The sequence below is a fragment of the Helicovermis profundi genome, assembly GCF_033097505.1.
Lineage (GTDB): Bacteria > Bacillota > Clostridia > Peptostreptococcales > Acidaminobacteraceae > Helicovermis > Helicovermis profundi.
Genome location: NZ_AP028654.1, coordinates 2,962,417 through 2,982,460 on the forward strand (window position 1 = coordinate 2,962,417; position 20,044 = coordinate 2,982,460).

At 27.7% G+C, this 20,044-nt stretch carries 25 protein-coding genes; all 25 read right to left on the reverse strand.

Features of this window, described 5'->3' with window-relative positions; translation table 11 throughout:
- Window positions 1-278 precede the first annotated feature (278 nt).
- Window positions 279-596, reverse strand: coding sequence for a type II toxin-antitoxin system RelE/ParE family toxin (locus tag AACH12_RS13535; RefSeq protein WP_338535909.1), 318 nt, complete (start codon window positions 594-596; stop codon window positions 279-281).
- Between the two features lies 1 nt (window position 597).
- A complete protein-coding gene (locus AACH12_RS13540; protein ID WP_338535910.1) occupies window positions 598-855 on the reverse strand; it encodes a type II toxin-antitoxin system Phd/YefM family antitoxin in 258 nt (85 codons plus the stop codon).
- 256 nt (window positions 856-1,111) lie between these two features.
- Window positions 1,112-2,341 carry an ATP-binding protein gene (locus tag AACH12_RS13545; RefSeq protein ID WP_338535911.1) on the reverse strand — a complete coding sequence of 410 codons (1,230 nt, stop codon included), beginning with the start codon at window positions 2,339-2,341 and terminating at the stop codon, window positions 1,112-1,114.
- A 256-nt stretch (window positions 2,342-2,597) separates the two neighbouring features.
- Window positions 2,598-2,972 (reverse strand): type II toxin-antitoxin system PemK/MazF family toxin, encoded by a 375-nt coding sequence (locus tag AACH12_RS13550; protein WP_338535912.1) that lies wholly within the window; start codon window positions 2,970-2,972, stop codon window positions 2,598-2,600.
- 5 nt (window positions 2,973-2,977) lie between these two features.
- Window positions 2,978-3,235 carry an AbrB/MazE/SpoVT family DNA-binding domain-containing protein gene (locus AACH12_RS13555; protein ID WP_338535913.1) on the reverse strand — a complete coding sequence of 86 codons (258 nt, stop codon included), beginning with the start codon at window positions 3,233-3,235 and terminating at the stop codon, window positions 2,978-2,980.
- Between the two features lie 510 nt (window positions 3,236-3,745).
- Window positions 3,746-4,357, reverse strand: coding sequence for a Panacea domain-containing protein (locus AACH12_RS13560; RefSeq protein ID WP_338535914.1), 612 nt, complete (start codon window positions 4,355-4,357; stop codon window positions 3,746-3,748).
- Window positions 4,358-4,534: 177 nt separating this feature from the next.
- Window positions 4,535-5,338 (reverse strand): ExeA family protein, encoded by an 804-nt coding sequence (locus AACH12_RS13565; protein WP_338534919.1) that lies wholly within the window; start codon window positions 5,336-5,338, stop codon window positions 4,535-4,537.
- Entirely contained in the window at window positions 5,338-6,582 is a 1,245-nt protein-coding gene (locus AACH12_RS13570) for a DDE-type integrase/transposase/recombinase (RefSeq protein WP_338534918.1), read from the reverse strand. The genes AACH12_RS13565 and AACH12_RS13570 overlap by 1 nt, the downstream gene beginning before the upstream one ends.
- Window positions 6,583-6,646: 64 nt before the next feature.
- The gene (locus tag AACH12_RS13575) at window positions 6,647-7,114 is read right to left on the reverse strand and encodes a DUF6431 domain-containing protein (RefSeq protein WP_338534917.1); all 468 of its coding nucleotides are present in this window, start codon (window positions 7,112-7,114) and stop codon (window positions 6,647-6,649) included.
- A 243-nt stretch (window positions 7,115-7,357) separates the two neighbouring features.
- On the reverse strand, window positions 7,358-7,813 hold the full coding sequence (locus AACH12_RS13580) for a type II toxin-antitoxin system MqsA family antitoxin (protein ID WP_338535915.1): 456 nt from the start codon (window positions 7,811-7,813) through the stop codon (window positions 7,358-7,360).
- A gap of 10 nt (window positions 7,814-7,823) precedes the next feature.
- Entirely contained in the window at window positions 7,824-7,991 is a 168-nt protein-coding gene (locus AACH12_RS13585) for a hypothetical protein (RefSeq protein WP_338535916.1), read from the reverse strand.
- Between the two features lie 208 nt (window positions 7,992-8,199).
- On the reverse strand, window positions 8,200-9,657 hold the full coding sequence (locus tag AACH12_RS13590) for an IS1182 family transposase (RefSeq protein WP_338535917.1): 1,458 nt from the start codon (window positions 9,655-9,657) through the stop codon (window positions 8,200-8,202).
- 137 nt (window positions 9,658-9,794) lie between these two features.
- Complete coding sequence (locus AACH12_RS13595) at window positions 9,795-10,121, reverse strand: hypothetical protein (RefSeq protein ID WP_338535918.1); 327 nt, start codon at window positions 10,119-10,121, stop codon at window positions 9,795-9,797.
- 147 nt (window positions 10,122-10,268) lie between these two features.
- A complete protein-coding gene (locus tag AACH12_RS14280) occupies window positions 10,269-10,337 on the reverse strand; it encodes a VanZ family protein (protein ID WP_422388923.1) in 69 nt (22 codons plus the stop codon).
- 811 nt (window positions 10,338-11,148) lie between these two features.
- Window positions 11,149-11,865, reverse strand: coding sequence for a YecA family protein (locus AACH12_RS13600; RefSeq protein WP_338535919.1), 717 nt, complete (start codon window positions 11,863-11,865; stop codon window positions 11,149-11,151).
- Between the two features lie 251 nt (window positions 11,866-12,116).
- Window positions 12,117-12,332, reverse strand: coding sequence for a hypothetical protein (locus tag AACH12_RS13605; RefSeq protein ID WP_338535920.1), 216 nt, complete (start codon window positions 12,330-12,332; stop codon window positions 12,117-12,119).
- A gap of 392 nt (window positions 12,333-12,724) precedes the next feature.
- Window positions 12,725-13,009 carry a helix-turn-helix transcriptional regulator gene (locus AACH12_RS13610; protein WP_338535921.1) on the reverse strand — a complete coding sequence of 95 codons (285 nt, stop codon included), beginning with the start codon at window positions 13,007-13,009 and terminating at the stop codon, window positions 12,725-12,727.
- Window positions 13,002-13,367: a type II toxin-antitoxin system RelE/ParE family toxin gene (locus AACH12_RS13615; RefSeq protein WP_338535922.1), complete on the reverse strand. Its 366-nt coding sequence runs from the start codon at window positions 13,365-13,367 to the stop codon at window positions 13,002-13,004. The genes AACH12_RS13610 and AACH12_RS13615 overlap by 8 nt, the downstream gene beginning before the upstream one ends.
- 562 nt (window positions 13,368-13,929) lie before the next feature.
- Window positions 13,930-14,778: a transposase gene (locus tag AACH12_RS13620; RefSeq protein WP_338535923.1), complete on the reverse strand. Its 849-nt coding sequence runs from the start codon at window positions 14,776-14,778 to the stop codon at window positions 13,930-13,932.
- A gap of 3 nt (window positions 14,779-14,781) precedes the next feature.
- Window positions 14,782-15,777 carry a DNA-processing protein DprA gene (locus AACH12_RS13625; protein ID WP_338535924.1) on the reverse strand — a complete coding sequence of 332 codons (996 nt, stop codon included), beginning with the start codon at window positions 15,775-15,777 and terminating at the stop codon, window positions 14,782-14,784.
- A 14-nt stretch (window positions 15,778-15,791) separates the two neighbouring features.
- A complete protein-coding gene (locus tag AACH12_RS13630; RefSeq protein WP_338535925.1) occupies window positions 15,792-17,303 on the reverse strand; it encodes a YifB family Mg chelatase-like AAA ATPase in 1,512 nt (503 codons plus the stop codon).
- 277 nt (window positions 17,304-17,580) lie between these two features.
- Complete coding sequence (locus AACH12_RS13635) at window positions 17,581-18,558, reverse strand: IS66 family transposase (RefSeq protein WP_338535926.1); 978 nt, start codon at window positions 18,556-18,558, stop codon at window positions 17,581-17,583.
- Window positions 18,559-18,633: 75 nt separating this feature from the next.
- Window positions 18,634-18,993, reverse strand: a complete 360-nt coding sequence (gene tnpB, locus AACH12_RS13640; RefSeq protein ID WP_338535927.1) for an IS66 family insertion sequence element accessory protein TnpB — start codon at window positions 18,991-18,993, stop codon at window positions 18,634-18,636.
- On the reverse strand, window positions 18,987-19,313 hold the full coding sequence (gene tnpA / locus AACH12_RS13645; RefSeq protein WP_338535928.1) for an IS66 family insertion sequence element accessory protein TnpA: 327 nt from the start codon (window positions 19,311-19,313) through the stop codon (window positions 18,987-18,989). The genes tnpB and tnpA overlap by 7 nt, the downstream gene beginning before the upstream one ends.
- A 50-nt stretch (window positions 19,314-19,363) precedes the next feature.
- Window positions 19,364-19,678 (reverse strand): Abi family protein, encoded by a 315-nt coding sequence (locus tag AACH12_RS13650; protein WP_338535929.1) that lies wholly within the window; start codon window positions 19,676-19,678, stop codon window positions 19,364-19,366.
- Between the last annotated feature and the right edge of the window lie 366 nt (window positions 19,679-20,044).

The following is a 20,044-nucleotide window of genomic DNA, read 5'->3' on the forward strand; positions in this document are numbered from 1 at the left end:
TTTAATAAAAATGATATAAAGATTATTTTCTAACATATTGATAATTAACCTATACCTCATAGATCTTTTTACTATGCCTAAAATTATGTTTCTTAAAATCTCAAACTACTAAAATGGATTTTTAAATTTATTAAGAACTTTTTTTGATGTTTTATTGCTAATTTTAGCATCAAAAATGCTTCGGATTAGTTTTTGAAGTGGACAGGGTACCCGGGATTCCTGTTCCTTCTTTTTTCGGAGGTTTCCCTGGTACCCGTAATTTTACCCGTAATTTCAAATTACAATAGATTCTGCCATATCCACTTGTTATATAAGATTCTCCAAATATAAACAATTAAACGTTCATCCTCACATGTGTAAAATATATTATAGTTTTTTACTCCTACTCGTCTCATCCCGCATGGAATAATAAAATCTTCATCTATTATTAATTTATGCCGCTTAGGCATATTAGATAAATCAACTATAACTCTATAGATTTCATCTACATGATCATTAGCAGCAGCCTTATCAAAAAGTTCTTCAGATATATACTTAGCTATTTCAATAATATCTTTCTGTGCTTTATCAGTTAACTTAATTTTATACAAATCCATATTAATAGCTCTCTTTTATTTTATTAAAAGCTTGATCTAAATCAGTAACTCTTCCATCTCTAATATCTTCTTCTGCTTCCATCAGTAACTTACGTAATTCAAACTTACCTACCAATTTTTCATATGCTTCAATACTCAAAACTGCTAAATCACCTTTACCATTTTTAGTAATATAAACTGGTTCATCGTATTCATGACAAAACTTAGATACCTCACTATACTTATTTCTCAAATCAGAACTTGGTCTTATTACTGGCATATTTGCACCTCCTAGACTATATACATATTATATCACAATAACGATACATTTCAAAAACAAAACAAATGCAGAAAAAGTTACTTCCACATTTATTCATCAATTAATTCTATTCAACTACATTGTAGATTTGCGTTTTAATAACACCAATTAGTTTCAAATTAAATTATTCAGTAATATTTCCGTTTTGGTGCCAGGTACACTTTTGGTAATAACTTTTTTTGAATCTCTAAGCACCTTGCTATTACTGCGTTATAAATTAAATTTTCGAGTTACTACCGTTTATGTACCTGGTACCCGTATTACTTAACCATTCAGCTACGTCTATAACCCGAATTCCCTCATATTGATACTGTTCGTGTCTTGTTCTTGCAATTAACAGCTTAGGATATGCGTCTTTTATTTTAAGTAAGGAATCAACTTCTCGCGCAAAAGTCTTTTCATTAGAAATATCATCAGACACTTGAATATATATCTTTTCATTCTGCTTGACTACAACAAAGTCAATTTCTTTTTTATATAGCACACCTACATAGATTTCATAACCTCTTCTCATTAATTCAAGTGCAACTATATTTTCAATCACTCTACCATAATCAAGATTTCTAGTTCCTAACTTAGCATACCGAAATGCATGATCACTCAGATAATACTTTTCACTAGATGCTAAATATTTTTTCCCACGAATGTCATATCTTCTAACCTTATAAAAGGCAAATGCATTACATAGATAATCAAGATATGAACCAACTGTCTTATGATTAATTCTATTCACATTTTTTGTAAGAGTATCTGCTATCTTTCTTAATGATGTCAAATTTGAAATATTATCCATCATAAATTCAGCAATTTTATCCATTAGAACAATATTTCTAATTTTGTACTTTTGCCTAATATCCCGTAAAATTAACGTGTCAAATATATCCGCAAGATACTTATACTTATCTTCCTGATTTTTATATAAATATGAACCTGACATTCCACCTTCTTTCATGTATCGATCAAATGCCGTTTGAATATCTGTCATTTTATAATATCTCAGATATTCAGAAAACGAAAACGGAAATATTTCTATTTCATAAGTACGACCTGTAAATAATGTCGCTAAATCACTACTCAATAAGAATGCATTGGATCCGGTAACACAAATATCGTATTTCTCAGTAGAATACAAGCTATTTATAGTCAATTCAAACTGCTCACACATTTGTACTTCATCAATAAATACATAGTTTTCTTTCTTTTTATCATATCTATCTTCAATATAATCGTTTAATACATGATATTCTTTAAGTCCCTCAAACTTCAAATTTGTAAGATCTATATAAATAATATTAGAACCCAACTCATTCTCTTCAATCCAACCAATATATTCTTCCAATAGTTTCGACTTTCCAGAACGTCTTACACCAGTAATTACTTTTATATCAGGTGTCCCTTTTAAACTTATTAACCTATTTAAATAACTTTCTCTATCTATTAACTTCATTGTATCACCGCCTTCATGAACATTATACCATTCCTTTTCCCAAAATCAATTTAATTTCATAATTGGGAAACACAAACTCTCTTAAGTTGCCTGGGACTACTAATTTTCATGTTAACACCTGTTTCTGATAATCTAATAATGACATTATTTTAATTCAACTATTTCCTAAATATAGTATTAACAACCATTCCAAAATTCAACTTCTCTTATTTCCGTTTTGGTCCACGTACACTTTAGGTAATAACTTTTTTAAAATTTATAATTCAAGTAATTTTTCATATATAGCATTAAATATAACATTACATTTTTTCAATATTTCTTTGGGAATTTTTTCTATAAATTCATATTCTCTTTCACTTAAATCTAAAACCTTAATTTGATCCATTAATATATTCCCTTTAGTTTTAATATTATATTCGTTCAAATTTACTCTAGTAAAAAATGTACTTGTTGAATTTGTTATTGGTACTACTGTTACTATACCATTTAATTCTTTCTGAGTAATAGGATCTGATATTACAAGTCCTGGTCTATAACCTTTCTGTTCATGACCTTTTGATGGCGAAAAATTAATCTTTATTATATCTCCCATTTCTAAATTATTATAATCATTTTTATTTAATTTTGTCATAATATTTACCACAATTCTTTTCCAACATTATTACCCCAATCAATACTATCTTTAGGATTTGTTTTTTCACCTTTGGACTTTTCTGCCAAAAGTTCAAATTTAGTTTTTGCTTGTTTCTTATTTAATATAAGTTTATTTCCTTCTACATCCATATTAAAACTTATTTTTTCAAAATTATTACTATCAATATTCAATTCTTCTAATATTGCCTTTGGTATACGAATAGCTGCACTATTACCCCATTTAGATAAATTAGTATTCATTTATAACACCTCTTTTTAATTATTTTAATCCTCTATTTAAGTTTAGTATATACCTGTATATACTTATTGTCAAAAATATTCTTTATTCCTTTCATCTGAATTTGATGATTTTTTATAAAATTAACTCCTCCCTAAATGTAGTATTAACAACCTATTCAAAAAAATAAATGCAGAAAAAGTTACTTCCACATTTATTCATTAATTAATTTTATTTAACTAAATCTACACACATTGAAATTACTACAGTACAACACTCACTCTAAAATTCAACTTCTCTTATTTCCGTTTTGGTGCCAGGTACACTTTAGGTAATAACTTTTTTTAAAATTCTAAACGCCTTGCAATTACTGCGTTATAAATTTGATTTTCGAGTTACTACCGTTTATGTACCTGGTACCCGTAATGTTTTTCAATTCTTTTGATGTTTTATTGCTAATTTTAGCATCAAAAATGCTTCGAATTAGTTTTTGAAGTGAACAACCATTTATATGATGAGCTTTAGAGTTTAGATTAATTTATGGTTAGTTTCTCAGCAAAAGAAAATGAGATGATACAATTACTATCAGTACATTTGTAAGCTTCCTCATCATGCATTTTCTCTACGATTTCATCCGTTCTCATATTCCCAAATTCAGATATAATTGAATCTAATGCTTCAATTTCTGATTGAGTTAGTTCTTTAATTTCAAATCCTGGAGTCGGTTTAAACTTATAACCGATGTACTCCCCATAAGATACGGTGTCAAAAACAACCCCATCCAACATAACAATCTGATCATAACCTTCCGGTACAGCTCCCATCGGTAATGCATTATAAGCTAAGCCACTAATAGATGATCCATATCTCTTAAAGTGAAGATTATCAGAATACCAAAGCATTTTCATAAGCTTTACTTTATGAAGACTGACTACATTTGCCGCAAGATAGTTAATCATCTCTACAACCTTATTAAGGTTAAGCTTTACTCTTCCGGTGATAATATCATCTTCAAAATCTGCATATATAGCCTGTATTGAATCAATTAAATATTGATTTCTTTTTTTCATATATTGAACACTAGCTTCATGGTAGTATTTGTTAAATGCCTTTTCTTTAATACGATCTTTAGCTCGTTTCAGCATCTCTAAATGTTGATTGTCAAATTATTTGATGTTGGATTCTTCAAATTAAATTACGTTAAAAATAGCTAAAAAAATAGCATATTCAAATTTATTGATGTAGCTTATTCATGTTAAATAATGTGTTTTAAAATGAAATAAAACCATGATTAAATAACTAAATCATAGTTTTATTATTTTTTATCCTAATTCAGTTTCATTAACCGCCATCATTACAATATCGTTATTAATATCTGTAATATTTTGATTATTACCTATTAATAAGCATGCATTACATATTTTATTAATAATTCTTGGTATACCATTTGAAGAGTTAATTATGCCTTCTAAGGCTCCTTCACTAAAAATATTTACATGACAATTAGCTCCGATGAGTTTATTTTTTATATAGCTTCTAGCTTCTTCTTTATTTAGTCCATCTAAATGATAATTCATAGTTATTCTTTGTCTTAGCGGTTCGTGTGATACTAATCTAAGAGTATTATTTATATTTGGAAGTCCAACTAATAATACAACTGCACGATCTTTTGAATCCATTTCAAAATTGAAAAGAATTTTCAAATCATTTAGTATACCATTATTAATGTAATTTGCTTCATCAATAATAATAACCGGAGTTATGCGTTTTTCAACAGCGTATCTAGTAATTTCATTTTGAATTATCTTAAAATTATCATTTTTTCTCATCATTGGCTCTAAACCTAATTGCTGAGCTAAATTTTTATAAAATTCAGCTACAGTTAGAGTTGATAATGAACTATAAATAACCTTAAAAAGTGAAGGATTTAGTATTTTAGACCAACTTCTTATAATAGTTGTTTTACCTTTTCCAGGTGATCCTGTAATAAGACCAAATCCTCTAGTTTCAAGTAGTATATTAAGTCTTAACAAAGTTTCTTTGTATTCAGATGTTTCAATTATTATTTCTTTACTATTTTTTATAAATGGGTTAAAATCTAACCCAAAACGACTTGTATAATCCATTAATTTTTTCCTCCTGTTAATTTAACTTTTTCACGTTTGATTTTAGAATTTTCATGCTTATTTAGTAACTTAATAGGCGTTAAATCTCCTGTATATTTATCTAATATAAAAATATTTTTCATATCAGGTGAATACCTTAAAGTAATTCTTTGTTTAGAAAATCTATAATGCACTTCATATTCCACTTCATTAATTACAACTACATTATCTGTTGAAACTCGCCGCTCTATTTCAAGTAGAAAACTTTTATAAATATGATCTTCACTTAATCTTTTGATAAGCGCTGATTCACTAAAAAAACGGTCCATTGGTGATAATCCGTTTAAAGAACTATGAATCTTTTGATTGTAAGATTTTACATATATTAAAAGTGATAAACGAAGATCCTCGAGTGATGAAAAATCATTCATGTTAAGTCCACTCATCCACTGTTGTTTAAGGGTTTTAAAGAACCTTTCTACCTTAGCTTTTCCAGTTGGTGTATAAGGTGGATTGTAGTTAAGCGTTGAACCAATGCGAGCAGCAAGTAAGGTGATTTGCTTATTTTTATATGAAGATCCATTATCAAAATTTAGTCGTTTTGGTCTTCCATATTTTGAAACTGCAGATTTTAGTACAGACATTACATTAACTGTATTATCATTAAAAAATACGTCAATACCAGTTATCATACGTGAAGCATCATCTAACATAGCAATAATCCACACTTTATGTTTTTTCCTATTAATCATTAAGTAAGGTCCAACACTGCTGTCACCACACCATACTTCATTGATATGAGGACGCTCATATCTTCTCATATCCTTATTATTGGTATAAAGATTATTTTTATTTAATTGATTTACATATCTATTAATTGTTGAAAGTGAAATTTCACCTTTGTTAATAGTGCCATTACTAATTAACTTTTGATGAATTAATGTAGCAGGAATTCTTGGATATTCACTTTTAAGATAGTTAATTTGCTCTATCATATCATCATCAAGTTTTCTTGATTGACCTGTATCATTACGCCTTTTAGGCATTAGACCATCAAAACCATATTTTTGATAACTATAGTACCAACGCTCTATAGTTGTAGCCGAAATAATAGTATCCATGCCCCTCGGATTGGTATAAGTGTTATGAGAGGCATCACGAAAAAAAGCCTTATTAGATTTCGAATCATCACATGTTCCGCTAATTAATGGAGCAAGAATGCTATACCTAAAAAGTGCAATTTTTTGCTTATCATCGTTATTCATTAAAAAATCCTCCTGTATTTATAAGTTTATTAGGAGTATAAATCATTAAAAAGTAAGCGTAAAACTAAGTTATGTGGGTGTTATTAAATAAAATATTTGAAGTGCTTTTAATTTGCATAAACTGTCTATTATATTTTTTAAAAGACATAATAGTTGTAAATTTATGATTTATTGGTATCTTAAAAACAGCTAATCGCTCTCTCCAGTGCCGATTGAACTGACGAATAATATATCTAATGTTACTTTCATCAATAAGTAAGTTGTTGATCATAATATTTTCGAAAGGTAATTTTTTTAAATAAGTCTGAATAACTGTGATAATATCCTTTAATAATATTTGAGAATAAGGAACAATCCAACTTGGTAGAACTGATTCAGTTTTACCACAACATTTACAGATTAATCTTAGAATTTTTAGTTCGTATAATTTACCAGAAATTTTAATAAAACGTTTATAATAGGCGTGTTTAATAAGACAGCCCTTTTGGCCACAGCTACAAGAAAGGCGATGAAACGGTAAATGATCAATCATCGTATTATAAGAATTTTGTGAAAAAGACTTGATTATTGTAGAAAAAATAGTTATCATAATATATGTCTTACTTATGAAAATCCTATGGATTTACGTAAGCATTTAGAAAGGCAGAAGAAACTTTCGAAGGGCTCTTCTGTCTTTTTTCCTTTCTTAATTATTTTATGATAGCATAACATAAAAAGGGCCTATATTAAATAATCTGATTAAAATTTAGTCAATTATTTAATGTAGGTCCTTTGTTTATTTTGAAGAATAATAAGTGTTATAATAGTAAATAAAATGCCTATCTACATCTAAAAACCACTTTGGGTCCGAATCAATCTTTCTAAGCACATCATCATGAGCACGATCCTGGACCTGATGATTTTCATATCTTGTAATGGTTGCCCTTCCCCAATCAAGAATCTCTGAGAAGTCTTTCTGACTTACACCATATTTTTCTCTTATATTAATAATCTCACTCGATGTTAATAATCCTACCTTTTTACGATATGCATCTTTCATTGAAAGGCTATTTGCCTTGATCATTTCTTCCGTTTCTAGATATTCATCTGCATGAAAGCAGTATTCATAGATAGATTTGAATTCAACTTCTTCTCCCTTGTAGATTTCATTATCAATCACTTCTACTGTATCTACTTCATGCTCTTCCATACAAATTAAACATAACTTCTTTTCACTTTTAATTTTTTTCATTATCTTCACCTCAACTTTTCCTATATGGAAAGTCAGATTCTTTAAAATCTCTTTCAGAAAAATGGAAGGACATCACCAAAATAAAACTATCACCATTAGCATGTGCTATACTTACTAATTCTACTCTTATTTTAATATATACATCTTCACCTGAATACTCTTTTCCAAAAACCCGCATTTCAGATTTCTTTGGAAATCTTATGTCTTTTACTGTTTAAATATATTCTTCAACAGTCAAATAAGGAGGCCACTGAAAAACAAGCACTATTTATTATAATTATTATCAATAAAAATAAAACCACAGAAAATTTGATTTAATATCATTTTTTTCTGTGGTTTTTCTATATCTTTACAAATGAAATTATGTATTCAAGTTTTTTTAGTTATTATTTCTTCTTTAGAGTTAATATTCTCTTTACATTTATTGTAAATATTGTTAATGCCCCTTGCATTTGTATGCCTAATAGACCTGACGATGTCGCTACATCATAGCCATGTTTATGTTTTATTTCGCTATTTTTTGCTTCTATTTTGTATCGTTCCTTATATCGTTTTTTGAAGTATTCACTATTTTCAAATTCTATTTGATTTTTATGTAGTTCTGATTTAATTGTGACGGAATACGATTTGCTTTTTGCACCTTCTTTGTAGCATCCAGAAGATTTTGAACATCTTTTACATTTTTCTACATCAAAATAATATGTAGTTACTTGATTCGCACTTTGATTTTTTTTACCTGTCCTTGCTTTTCTAATTGCGATATGACCCGCTGGACATATAAACATACCTGCATCTTTGTTAAATTCAAATTCATCTTCTTTTTTTCTATTTCCTTTTGATACCGAAGGATTTAATTTTGATATTAATTTTATTTCTTTTTCTTTTGCGAATTCTATATTATCTTTTCCTGAATATGCTGCATCAGCTAATATTTCTTCTACTTCCATACCAGCTTTTTCACTTTTTTCTACTAACTCTTTTAAGTATTTACCATCAGCTTTTTCTCCAGTTGTTATTACTGCACCAGTTATAATTCGTTCATCGCTCATTGCAAGATGTGACTTATATCCAAAAAATGAAGAGTCAGCTGTTTTATGTCCTATTTTTGCGTCTTCATCTTTTGAACGTTTTAACTCTTCGGTATCATCTTTTATTCCTTCCTTTAAATAATTTAATCTTTCTTTGACTTTTGGAAATAGTGATATTTTTTCTAAAGAAGATACAGCATTTGATAATTTTTCGCAGTATTCAATAACATCTTCAAGAATTCCACTTGTCACTTTTTTTGGAAATTTATCTTTTACTGATTCATCTATAGCATAGACTTCTTTTCTAAGTAATTTAGCACGTTCTAATAATTCCTCTCTTGCAGACTTTTGATTATATCTAGCTTTAGTATGTGTTGCATCAAGAATAATAGTTTTACTTTTAAGAACGCCTTCTTTTATTGCTATCTGTACAGTTTTGTTAATCAATAAATCAAGTAGATTCATATCTTTTAATCTTAATTTTCTAAATTTAGTCAATGAACTAGGATTAATTAAATTAGTTTCCTCAGGAGCGAGATTTAAAAAATACTTAAATGAAAGATCTGTTAATGACCTATTTACAACATCTACGTCTGAAATTTTATAAATTGTTTTTAAAAGTAAATATTTAAACATTAATATTGGATCTTTAGCACCACGCCCTTGATCTAAACTATAATATGGAAGTAATTCGTCATAAACGAATGAAAAATCCACTAAATCATTAATTTGTCTTAAAAAATTATCTTTAGAAACTAAAATGTCATATAGTTCCATATATTTACTTAATATAAATTCTTGTTGTCCTTTAATCATAATTAAATCCTTTCGCTATTTTATTCTATATATAATAATTCAACATAAGTAGCGAAACTCCTTTTTGAAATTTAAAAAAAATAAAAAAAAATCATTATCACAATTTCAATGTGATAATGATTCGTTATAATACTTTTTCAGTGGCCTCTCAAATAAGTGAGCTCCTTTTTTAGTGCATCAACTTCATCTTCATCTGGAAACAGCTGTGCCATGGTATAACGATTCGTGTACTTCTTATCTCTTCCCTCATCAACCTTTCGATTTTTTTGAAAATTAATTCTTACAGAACCACTTTTTATTGCATATTTCAATCGGTCTAAATAGGTTTGAACTTCCATTTTAGATTCAATACGTTTTTTCTGATTATCTTTGCTCATCTTTATTATAACACTCCCTGCTACCACAGTCAATATTTTTGGTATCAATTGATTCCAATTTCTATTTAAAAATTTTACCGTAGACAAAATTCTTTAAAATACACTAATTATATTGTATATCATTTAGTAAAGATGTTCTATAGAAAATCAGATTTATTCTTCATAACATAAGACAAACCCACTAAGTAGCTTGATAATTCCTATCTACCAACTCAGTGGGTTTTTATCACTCCATCAAATGAATACATCCTTCACTCCAGGGCCTCTATTTGGAACAAAAAACTGATGTAGTTCGTCACTCACTGCATGGAATCATTCGCCAAGAACTAACCAATCATATTATCCCATTCAATGAAAGGCATCTACATAGGCTATTGGATGAGTACATAAATAAATACTACAATACCCATAGAACACATCAGGGGATTAACAGTAAAACACCCATACCTCAGCCTACATATTTGCCAACAAAACTTGAAACTTGCAGGTTAACTAAAACTCCTATTTTAAACGGTCTATATCATACTTATAAAAAAATAGCTTAAGGTATAGAACTATTTAATAAAAATGATATAAAGATTATTTTCAATATATGGTAATTAACCTATGACTCATAGGTATTTTTGTTGTGCCTAAATTTATGTTTCTTAAAATCTCAAACTACTAAAATCAGTTTCTAAATTTATTAGAGACTCTTTTTTTATGAAATATTTCTAATTTTTCCTTAAGATACCCATCGGATTAGTTTTTGAAGTGGACAAGTATTAACAACCATTTCAAAAAAATAAATGCAGCAGAAAAAGTTACTTCCACATTTATTCATTAATTAATTTTATTTAACTACATCTACACGCATTGAAATTACTACAGTACAACACTCACTCTAAAATTCAACTTCTCTTATTTCCGTTTTGGTACCACGTACACTTTAGGTAATAACTTTTTTTGAATCTCTAAACACCTTGCAATGACTGCGTTATAAATTCAATTTTCAAGTTACTACCGTTTATGCACCTGGTACCCGTAATTATAGCAAGAAAAGTGCATAAAAAAAGACCATAATAAGCAGCTTATAAAACTGCCAATCATAGTCTTCATTTCATCTCATTCAATTTCATTCTTTCCCCAAACAGCACTTCTTATATTTCTTTCCACTCCCACATGGACATGGATCATTTCTACCAATCTTGTTTTTCTTAACACTAAAAGGCTTATCTGGAAGTGACTTTAAGTTTGGTTTTTCAAACTTCTCAAATATCTCCTTTGGAGTATAACCATTATTTTCCCATATCCTGATATTATTAGAAAGCTCCATAACAAGCTGAATCACTTCATTGATTTGGTTCATATCTTTAAAGGTAATATTTCTACCGATAAATGCATCTAATATAGTTTGCATATCAAGTCCAAATTCACAAAATCCATGGATATCTTCACATATCCATTCAGCTTTTTCTTCGTCACCCTTAAAAAAATTCTTCTGCAAATAACTCAGCAGGTTATTATACTCTTTAGATTTCTCAAAGTAACTCTCATCAACATATTTTAGAAGTTCATCTTTCACAGGAACATAATATGGCTTATCATCTTTCTTTTTAAGCAACAACTCAAACTCATTATTTTCCAAAATAGCTTCATGAACAAAGTAATCTTGGTGAGAACAGATGAATACATTTTTCAACTCTTTTAATGGATTGTCCAGAAACTCTTCAACATCAGATAAAGTAATTTGATATTCATTCTGTCTATTAAAGATATCCATTACTTTATCCTTGTGCACTAATCCATAAAGATTTGATAATGCGATTATATATTCTGTTAATTGATTCATTGCTTCAACTCCTTGTTCAATTAATGTTGATGAACGTTTCCGATGTCCATATATTTTTCTCTATCAAATTCGTATGTCTAAATCAACATAGTTCCCCAATTCACTTTTACACCCCGTTGTTATTTATTAATTTAGCGTCGGGTGAATGTGGAAGGTTTGCTAAACCTTCTCCAGTAGGAATCTCACCCACTATAAAACACGCCCTTATCTTGGCGCACCACCTGGTACCCGGTAGTAATATTAATACTCCACTATAATTCATCTATTTTATTTAATCTACTATCACATCTTAAACAAAGTTGTACTAATTCTCCATCTCTTTGCTCTTCATAACTGCATTGGTCACAATAATTTTTCATACACTTTGAGCAGTAATAAATTTTATTTACAAGTTCTTCTGTCCTTTGACTTATTTCTCCTACTTGAGCACCACAGAACATACATTGTGATTTATAATTTTCATTCATTTAAAATACCTTTCTAGTATAAATATTTATAAAAACATCTGTTTTGAACGATTTATATCATACTTATAACAAAGTAGCATAATCACCTTTTAAGAAAAAACTTAAAATCTTTTTTAAATTTCCAAATAAACTGTACAAAAGTTACTTCCACATTTATTCATTAATTAATTTTATTTAACTAAATCTACACACATTGAAAATACTACAGTACAACACTCACTCTAAAATTCAACTTCTCTTATTTCCGTTTTGGTGCCACGTACACTTTAGGTAATAACTTTTTTCGAATTTCTAAACACCTTGCAATGACTGCGTTATAAATTCAATTTTCCAGTTACTACCGTTTATGTACCTGAGTACCCGGTATTCACCTGTTACCCAGAATTGTAATTTTATCTTATTTCAATATGCACTTCTTTTCCTAAACTTCTTGCAATTTTTACTAAAAAATCAAGAGACGGATTATAAGATCCACCTTCAAATCTTGAAATATTAGATTTCTGAGTTCCTACTCGGAAAGCCAACTCTTCTTGAGTAATATGCTGTACATTTCTAACTTCAATAATTTGTGATATAACTTCATAACGTGGTTTTAATTTTTCATATTCAATTTGAAATTCTTCATCCTTCATCAATTGATCTTTAATCAAATCAAATTTTACACCTGCTTTATTCATAACTAGACCTTCTTTCATAATCGACTTTATATTTTCTTGCCCTTACTAATTCACGTTCTGGTGTCTTAATAGATTTTTTTATAAATCCATTTAATAATACAAACCCATTCTCTTTAAAACTAAAATAAAATATACGTGATATGTCTGATGCAAACTTAATACGTAATTCATAGATTCCTTTGTTATTATTTCCTTTTAAAGATTTAACATAAGGCTCTCTGAGACGTGGACCATGTGTCTTTAATAATTCTATTTCACTATATGCTTTCGCCCTCATCTTCGGTTGGAGAGATAAGAGAAAACTCATGACTGGAACATCTCCATTTTCTTTTCTATAAAATTCTACATCATAATCCACTCACATACCTCCTGATATAATATTTTTACTTTTTTCATCTTTAATGTTATCATATATGATAACATTATGCAAAACAAATCACTCTCATTGCAAATAAAAACAACTTTTTTAAGCACATAACTATATATTTTCTGATTTATTAATGATCTTATATATATTACTTTTACAATAATATATAACAGAAAGTCTTATTGTTTCTGATAATCTAATAATGACATTATATGATATACTTTCACCACCTCTTTCAAAAAACAAAATAAATGTAGAAAAAGTTACTTCCACATTTATTCATCAATTAATTTTATTCAACTACATATATACACATTGAAATTACTGCAATACAACACTCACTCTAAAATTCAACTTCTTTTATTTCCGTTTTGGTGCCACGTACACTTTAGGTAATAACTTTTTTTAAATCTCTAAACACTTTGCAATGACTGCGTTATAAATTTGATTTTCGAGTTACTACCGTTTATGTACCGGGTACCCGGGATTTCAAAGTCACTTGACTCATCCATAAAATAATCTATAGGGCATCCAAAAAGCTCCAGTAAATTTACTAGAGCCTGCTATCCTTGGATGCTGCGTTTCCTAATATTTCTGTTTTGGTACCGGGTGCACAGGACTTTCCCGTAATTAGTCTGATTGACCTTACGCTCATATTTAAACAAAGTGCTATTTCTTTTATTGAATATCCTCTTTTAAAATATTCCATAATAAACGCATTTTTTATTTCAATTATTTTTTTAGATCTATTTTTATTTTTTATTTTATTATAAACATTACTACTATTTGATAATTCCTTAATAAATACATCTAATTCTTCTATATGTTTGTCTTCTAAAGAAAGCTTTTCATATTTATTAATATAACTATTATTAATAATATCTTTATATATAGTCATTGCACTAGAACTACTATTACTGATTTTTTTTAGCATTTCTTTTCTATCTACTATTATCGATCTTTTATTTACAATTTCTAAATGCGCTCCCCATTTATATTCATTTGGATTTTTAACAAGATTTGCTTTAACTGGGTTAAATGCAATATAACAAATAAGTTTAAGATAATATTCTCTATTATTAACATCTCTTATTGATAACCTACCATCAAATATGGTTCCAGTGCGATTATACTTTTTATTAAAATATTTACTATAAGCTAAATTAATTGATCTCATTATTTTATCAATAGATATATCCATCATTTCCACAAGTAAGTGATAGTGATTATCCATAAGTACAAAATATAATAATTTAAACGGCATTTCCAATTTTGTTTTATTAAGAATTCCATAAAACATAGATTTGTCTAACTGATCATTAAAAATATAAGTTTTATTATTTCCTCTTTTTATTATATGATAAATTGCACCTGAAAAATAATTTCTACTTTTTCTCCCCATATTCTACCACCCATTATACTGCCATTTATTTGCTTTTTTATTTATCCATCTATTTAATTCTAAATTAATTAGTTCATTTTCAATATCAATTGTAGTTATTTTTAATTTTTTAGCTAAGTCACTTGTAGTTAATGAAGATTTTGTTAATTCTTTAATAATAAAATTGCTTTTAATATCTATTTTTTCAATATTATTTACTACTATATAATCTTCTGCATTATTTTTTATTAAAGAATTATTTCCAGCACATTTTAAAGAATCTGTACCTTTTATTGACCATATTTTCTTTCCTTGATTTTTTGCATAATTTGCAGTAATTAAAGATCCACTTTTTAAACTTGCTTCAACTACTATTATTTCGTCTGAAAATAGGCTTAAAAGTTCGTTTCTTTTATAAAAGTTATATTTGAATGGTTTTACACCTACAGGAAAAGGCGACACAACTGCATATTTTTCAGCAATTTTTTCCATAAACGCTGTATGTTCTTTTGGATAACACATATCCAGTCCATGAGCTAAAAAAGCCATTGTATAATTATTATGTTTATATGAATATCTGTGTGCTTCATAATCTATACCAAATGCTAAACCACTATTAATACATATTTCTTTATTCATTAAACTTTCACATATTTTTTCTGTATAATAATAACCACTTCCAGATATATTTCTTGTTCCAACTATTGCAATACTTTTTTTATTTGTTAATTCCCCTTTATAATAAATAACAAAATTACCAGCAATCATTTTATTATTTCGCTTATAAGTTGCAATTTTTATGCCTAATTTATTGCTTTCATGCAAAATTATTTTTGATTTTTCCAAAGAAAGTTGCCTACTAATAATAAAAAAAATTTCTTTAAATTCAGTTAAATTATATTCATTTGAATTTGTAATATTATAAATTATTTTTGGATCTTTATATTTTTCTATTATCTTTAATTTTTCTTTACTAGATATTTTTTTTAATTCTTGAAACCAAATCCAATATAATTCCATAATTACCTCAATTATTATTTATCAAAATCTCTAGCCATAAGAGCCGAAACAATATCTTGTTTTCTTATATTCATAGCACTATCTAAATCTGCAAAAGTCCTAGCTATATTCATAATTTTATTATATGCTCTAGCACTAAACTGATATCTATTAAATGATTTTTCTAAAAGTTCATTTGTTTCGTTATCTAACTTACAGAATTCTTTATTATGTAAAATTTCCATTTCTCCATTAGTTCTAATACCTTTAATATTTTTAAATCTTTCTTGTTGAATATTTCTTGCTAAAACAACTTTCTCTTTTAATTCGCTTGAAGTTATTCTATTAATATTTGATTCCTTAGAAAATAAATCTGTTTTAGTCATATATTTTTGAATATCTAGTCTATCTAATATAGGCCCAGAAATTCTTTGCTTATATTTTCTCACTTCATATACAGAACATTTACATTTATCCAATCCATAATACCCACATGGACACGGATTCATAGCTGCAACAAGCATAAAATTAGATGGAAAAGTATTAGTTTGTCTAACGCGAGCTACAGTTACAAATCTATCTTCTAAAGGCTGACGAAGTGATTCAAGTGTTTTTCTTGAAAATTCGGGGAATTCATCTAAAAATAAAACACCATTATGTGCTAATGAAATTTCACCTGGCATTGCATTTCTTCCTCCACCAATAATTGCGCTTACAGAAGTATTGTAGTGTGGTGATCTAAACGGCCTTTGAATAGATTCTTCACTTTCTTTTAATGTGCCTGAAACACTATGTATTGACATTACCTCTAATAACTCTTCCTCGGTTAAAGATGGTAAAATTGTTGGTATTCTTTTTGCTATCATTGATTTTCCACATCCTGGTGGACCAATTAATAAGATGTTATGATTTCCTGCAGCCGCTACAGTAACATATTTTATTACTTCTTCATTACCTATAACATCTGAAAAATCAATGTTATTTTTGCTGATATTTTCCTTATTTTTAATAATTATTTCTTTATAATACAATCTTTTTTCAATCCATTTTATTACTTCTTCAATAGAATCAAGTCCTATTAAAGTTATTCCTTTTACATTTGATGCTTCTCTTATTAAGGACTTTGGTAGAACAACTTTTTTAAAGCCACATCTTTTAGCTGCAATTACCATTGGAAGTACACCACTAAAATAATTTAAATAACCAGTTAAACTAATTTCACCTAAAAAAGCAACTTCGTTCAAATTTATACCTCTAGGTACTAATTGTTCAGATTCAAGTAGTAAACCTATAAACATTGGTAAATCATAATAAGTGCCACTTTTTTTGATATCACTAGGTGATAAATTTACAATTATTTTCTTTTTAGGAAATATACAATTAATTTGATCAAAGGCTGATTCTATTCTATCCTTTGCCTCTTTTACTGAAATATCTCCAAGTCCAACTATATTCATTACAGTTATGCCACTTAATATTTTTACTTGTACTTCTACTGCATATCCTTCAATTCCAGAAATTCCTATAGAATTTATTATAGTAGCCATCAACGTCACCTTTCAAGATTAAATACTTATAATACAATTTTAACCTTTATTTTCCAAATTGTCAACAAAAAAATTTACTTACACATTTATTTATTAATTAATTTTATTCAACTACATCTACACACATTGAAATTACTACAGTACAACACTCGATCTAAAATTCAACTCCTCTTATTTCCGTTTTGGTGCCAGGTACACTTTAGGTAATAACTTTTTTTGAATCTCTAAACACTTTGCTATTACTGCGTTATAAATTTGATTTTCGAGTTACTACCGTTTATGTACCTGGTACCCGTATTGAAAATATTTTAGGATGTTTATTAGCTCTAGATGCCTTATAATCATAAAGATATATTTGATTTTTCCCTAATTTGGCTGAAGCATAAAGCCACATATAATTCTTTTTACTATCCTTTTCGTCGATTACTTGAAGAGTAGTTTCATCAGCGTGAACTATATCTTCTTTTAATAACTCTTCATGTAAACGATCATAAAATATTTTCAAATGATCATTCGATGCTGAAACAATCCATTTAGCCATGTTTTGTCTTGATATATCTATTCCAAAATTATTAAATTCTTTCTCTTGACGGTATAATGGGAGTGCTTTACTGTATTTATTATTAATAATAAATGCAAGTAATGATAGACTTACCATACTTCCTTTTAAAATAGGATTTGGCATTTTAGCTCTTATAATAGTTCCACTTGTACCTTCATTATCACAATATCTACAAGCATATACTTGTTTTACATGATGAACTATTTTCACCTGAGCAGGAATGATTTTAAATTCTTTTCTTATTTCAGTCTTCATTTCATGTAATTTATTAGAACACTTTGGACATATTTTTTCTTCATCTGAAAGAGTATAATAAATTTTTTCAACCTCAAGATCATCATATGTTTTTCTTTTTTTAGAGCGCGCAGCTTTTCTCTTGCTTATTATTTCTTCGGCAACCGGCTCTTTAGATTCTTTTTGAGAAAGTTTTTCTGCCTCATTAAATATTGAAATTTGCTCTGGATTAATTTTTTCACTAGAAGATCCATACTTTTTACTAGCATTTAATCTAAGCATCTCTTCATAGTATTTAACTTTAGCTTCCAGTATTTCATTTTCTTCCTCTAAAATATTAACTTTTTTCGAAAGATTATTATTCTCATTTTCCAAAAAAGTTGATTTTTCTTTAAAAAAGTTTGTATTATATTCACTTGTATTTTCATTGTTTTTAAGTTTGCTTTTATTAGTTTTCATATGTATATTATAACATTTTTTTCATGATAATTCTACTAAAAACGTTATAATATCAACGTTTTTAGCTTGTTTTTTTTATATAATTTGTCTTGCTTTTATTTCTTTATATGCATTTTTTTGATTCATACTTAAACCATCTAAAAGCCATCTGAATTCTCTTGAAGTTACTTTTAATACTTCTGCGTTATCATCTTTACTTGGCCATAAAAAAACATCACTTTCCAATCTTTTATAGTGAAGCCAAAATCCATTATGATCCCATTGAAGTATTTTTAACTTATCCTTTTTTCTATTACAAAACACAAATAAACTTTTTGAAAAAGGATCTAACTTAAAAGTTTCCATAACTATTAATGAAAGTCCATTAATAGATTTCCTTAAATCTGTAGTTCCATTTGCTATATATACATTTATATCAGAATTTATATTTAACATAATTTCTTTAATACCTTAATTATATTTTCAAATGTTATTAAATCAAAATTTTCATTAACTTCAATAGTAGCAGAATATATTTTTACTTTAAATGCAGATGATTTATTAGTAGAGCTAATTTCTTCAAGTTTTGTCCATGAAGATTTATTAGTTTTGTCAGTAAATGTATTATTCTTTTTATTATATTTACTAGCCCAATATCTAAATGTAGTGAAAATCAAATCATTTTTTACACAATATTGTTTCATTGAAAATTCACTATTTTTATATTTCTCAATTCTCTCAAACCACATTTTTTCTTTTTCTAATGATTTTTTCAAGATACTATCCTCCATTTTTATTAATATAGGAATATTATCTCATAGTTATTTTAAAAATTGTATGTGTGGTGGAATTGACGTTTACTTTCAAACTTTAATAATACACTTAATAATATTAATCTTAAGTCTCTATCATATAGATATAATGTATTTAATTCTTCAAATTTACAATTTTCAACATATTCTTCTGGATTAAGTATTACTCCATTTAAATATCTTTTAAGAAATGGTTTTTTATACCCATTAACCACATTGTAATAATTTTCCTTAGAAAGTATCGTTTTTGCTGATTCAACATCATCAATATGAAGTTTTCTAGCTTTTAATCTATCTATTTGTTCATCTAATGTTAGAAATGGCTTCATTAATAACTCCTCCTAAAAATAAAAATAGCCCTACCGCTGACGGTAAAGGCTTGATCTGTAAATCAATTATAACATATCCAAATATAAATACAATAGTTTTTTTTACTAACTATTCCTTTATATGATGTAGTATTAACAACCATTTCAAAAAAATAAATGCAGCAGAAAAAGTTACTTCCACATTTATTCATTAATTAATTTTATTTAACTACATCTACACGCATTGAAATTACTACAGTACAACACTCACTCTAAAATTTAACTTCTCTTATTTCCGTTTTGGTGCCAGGTACACTTTAGGTAATAACTTTTTTTGAATCTCTAAACAGCTTGCAATGACTGCGTTATAAATTTGATTTTCGAGTT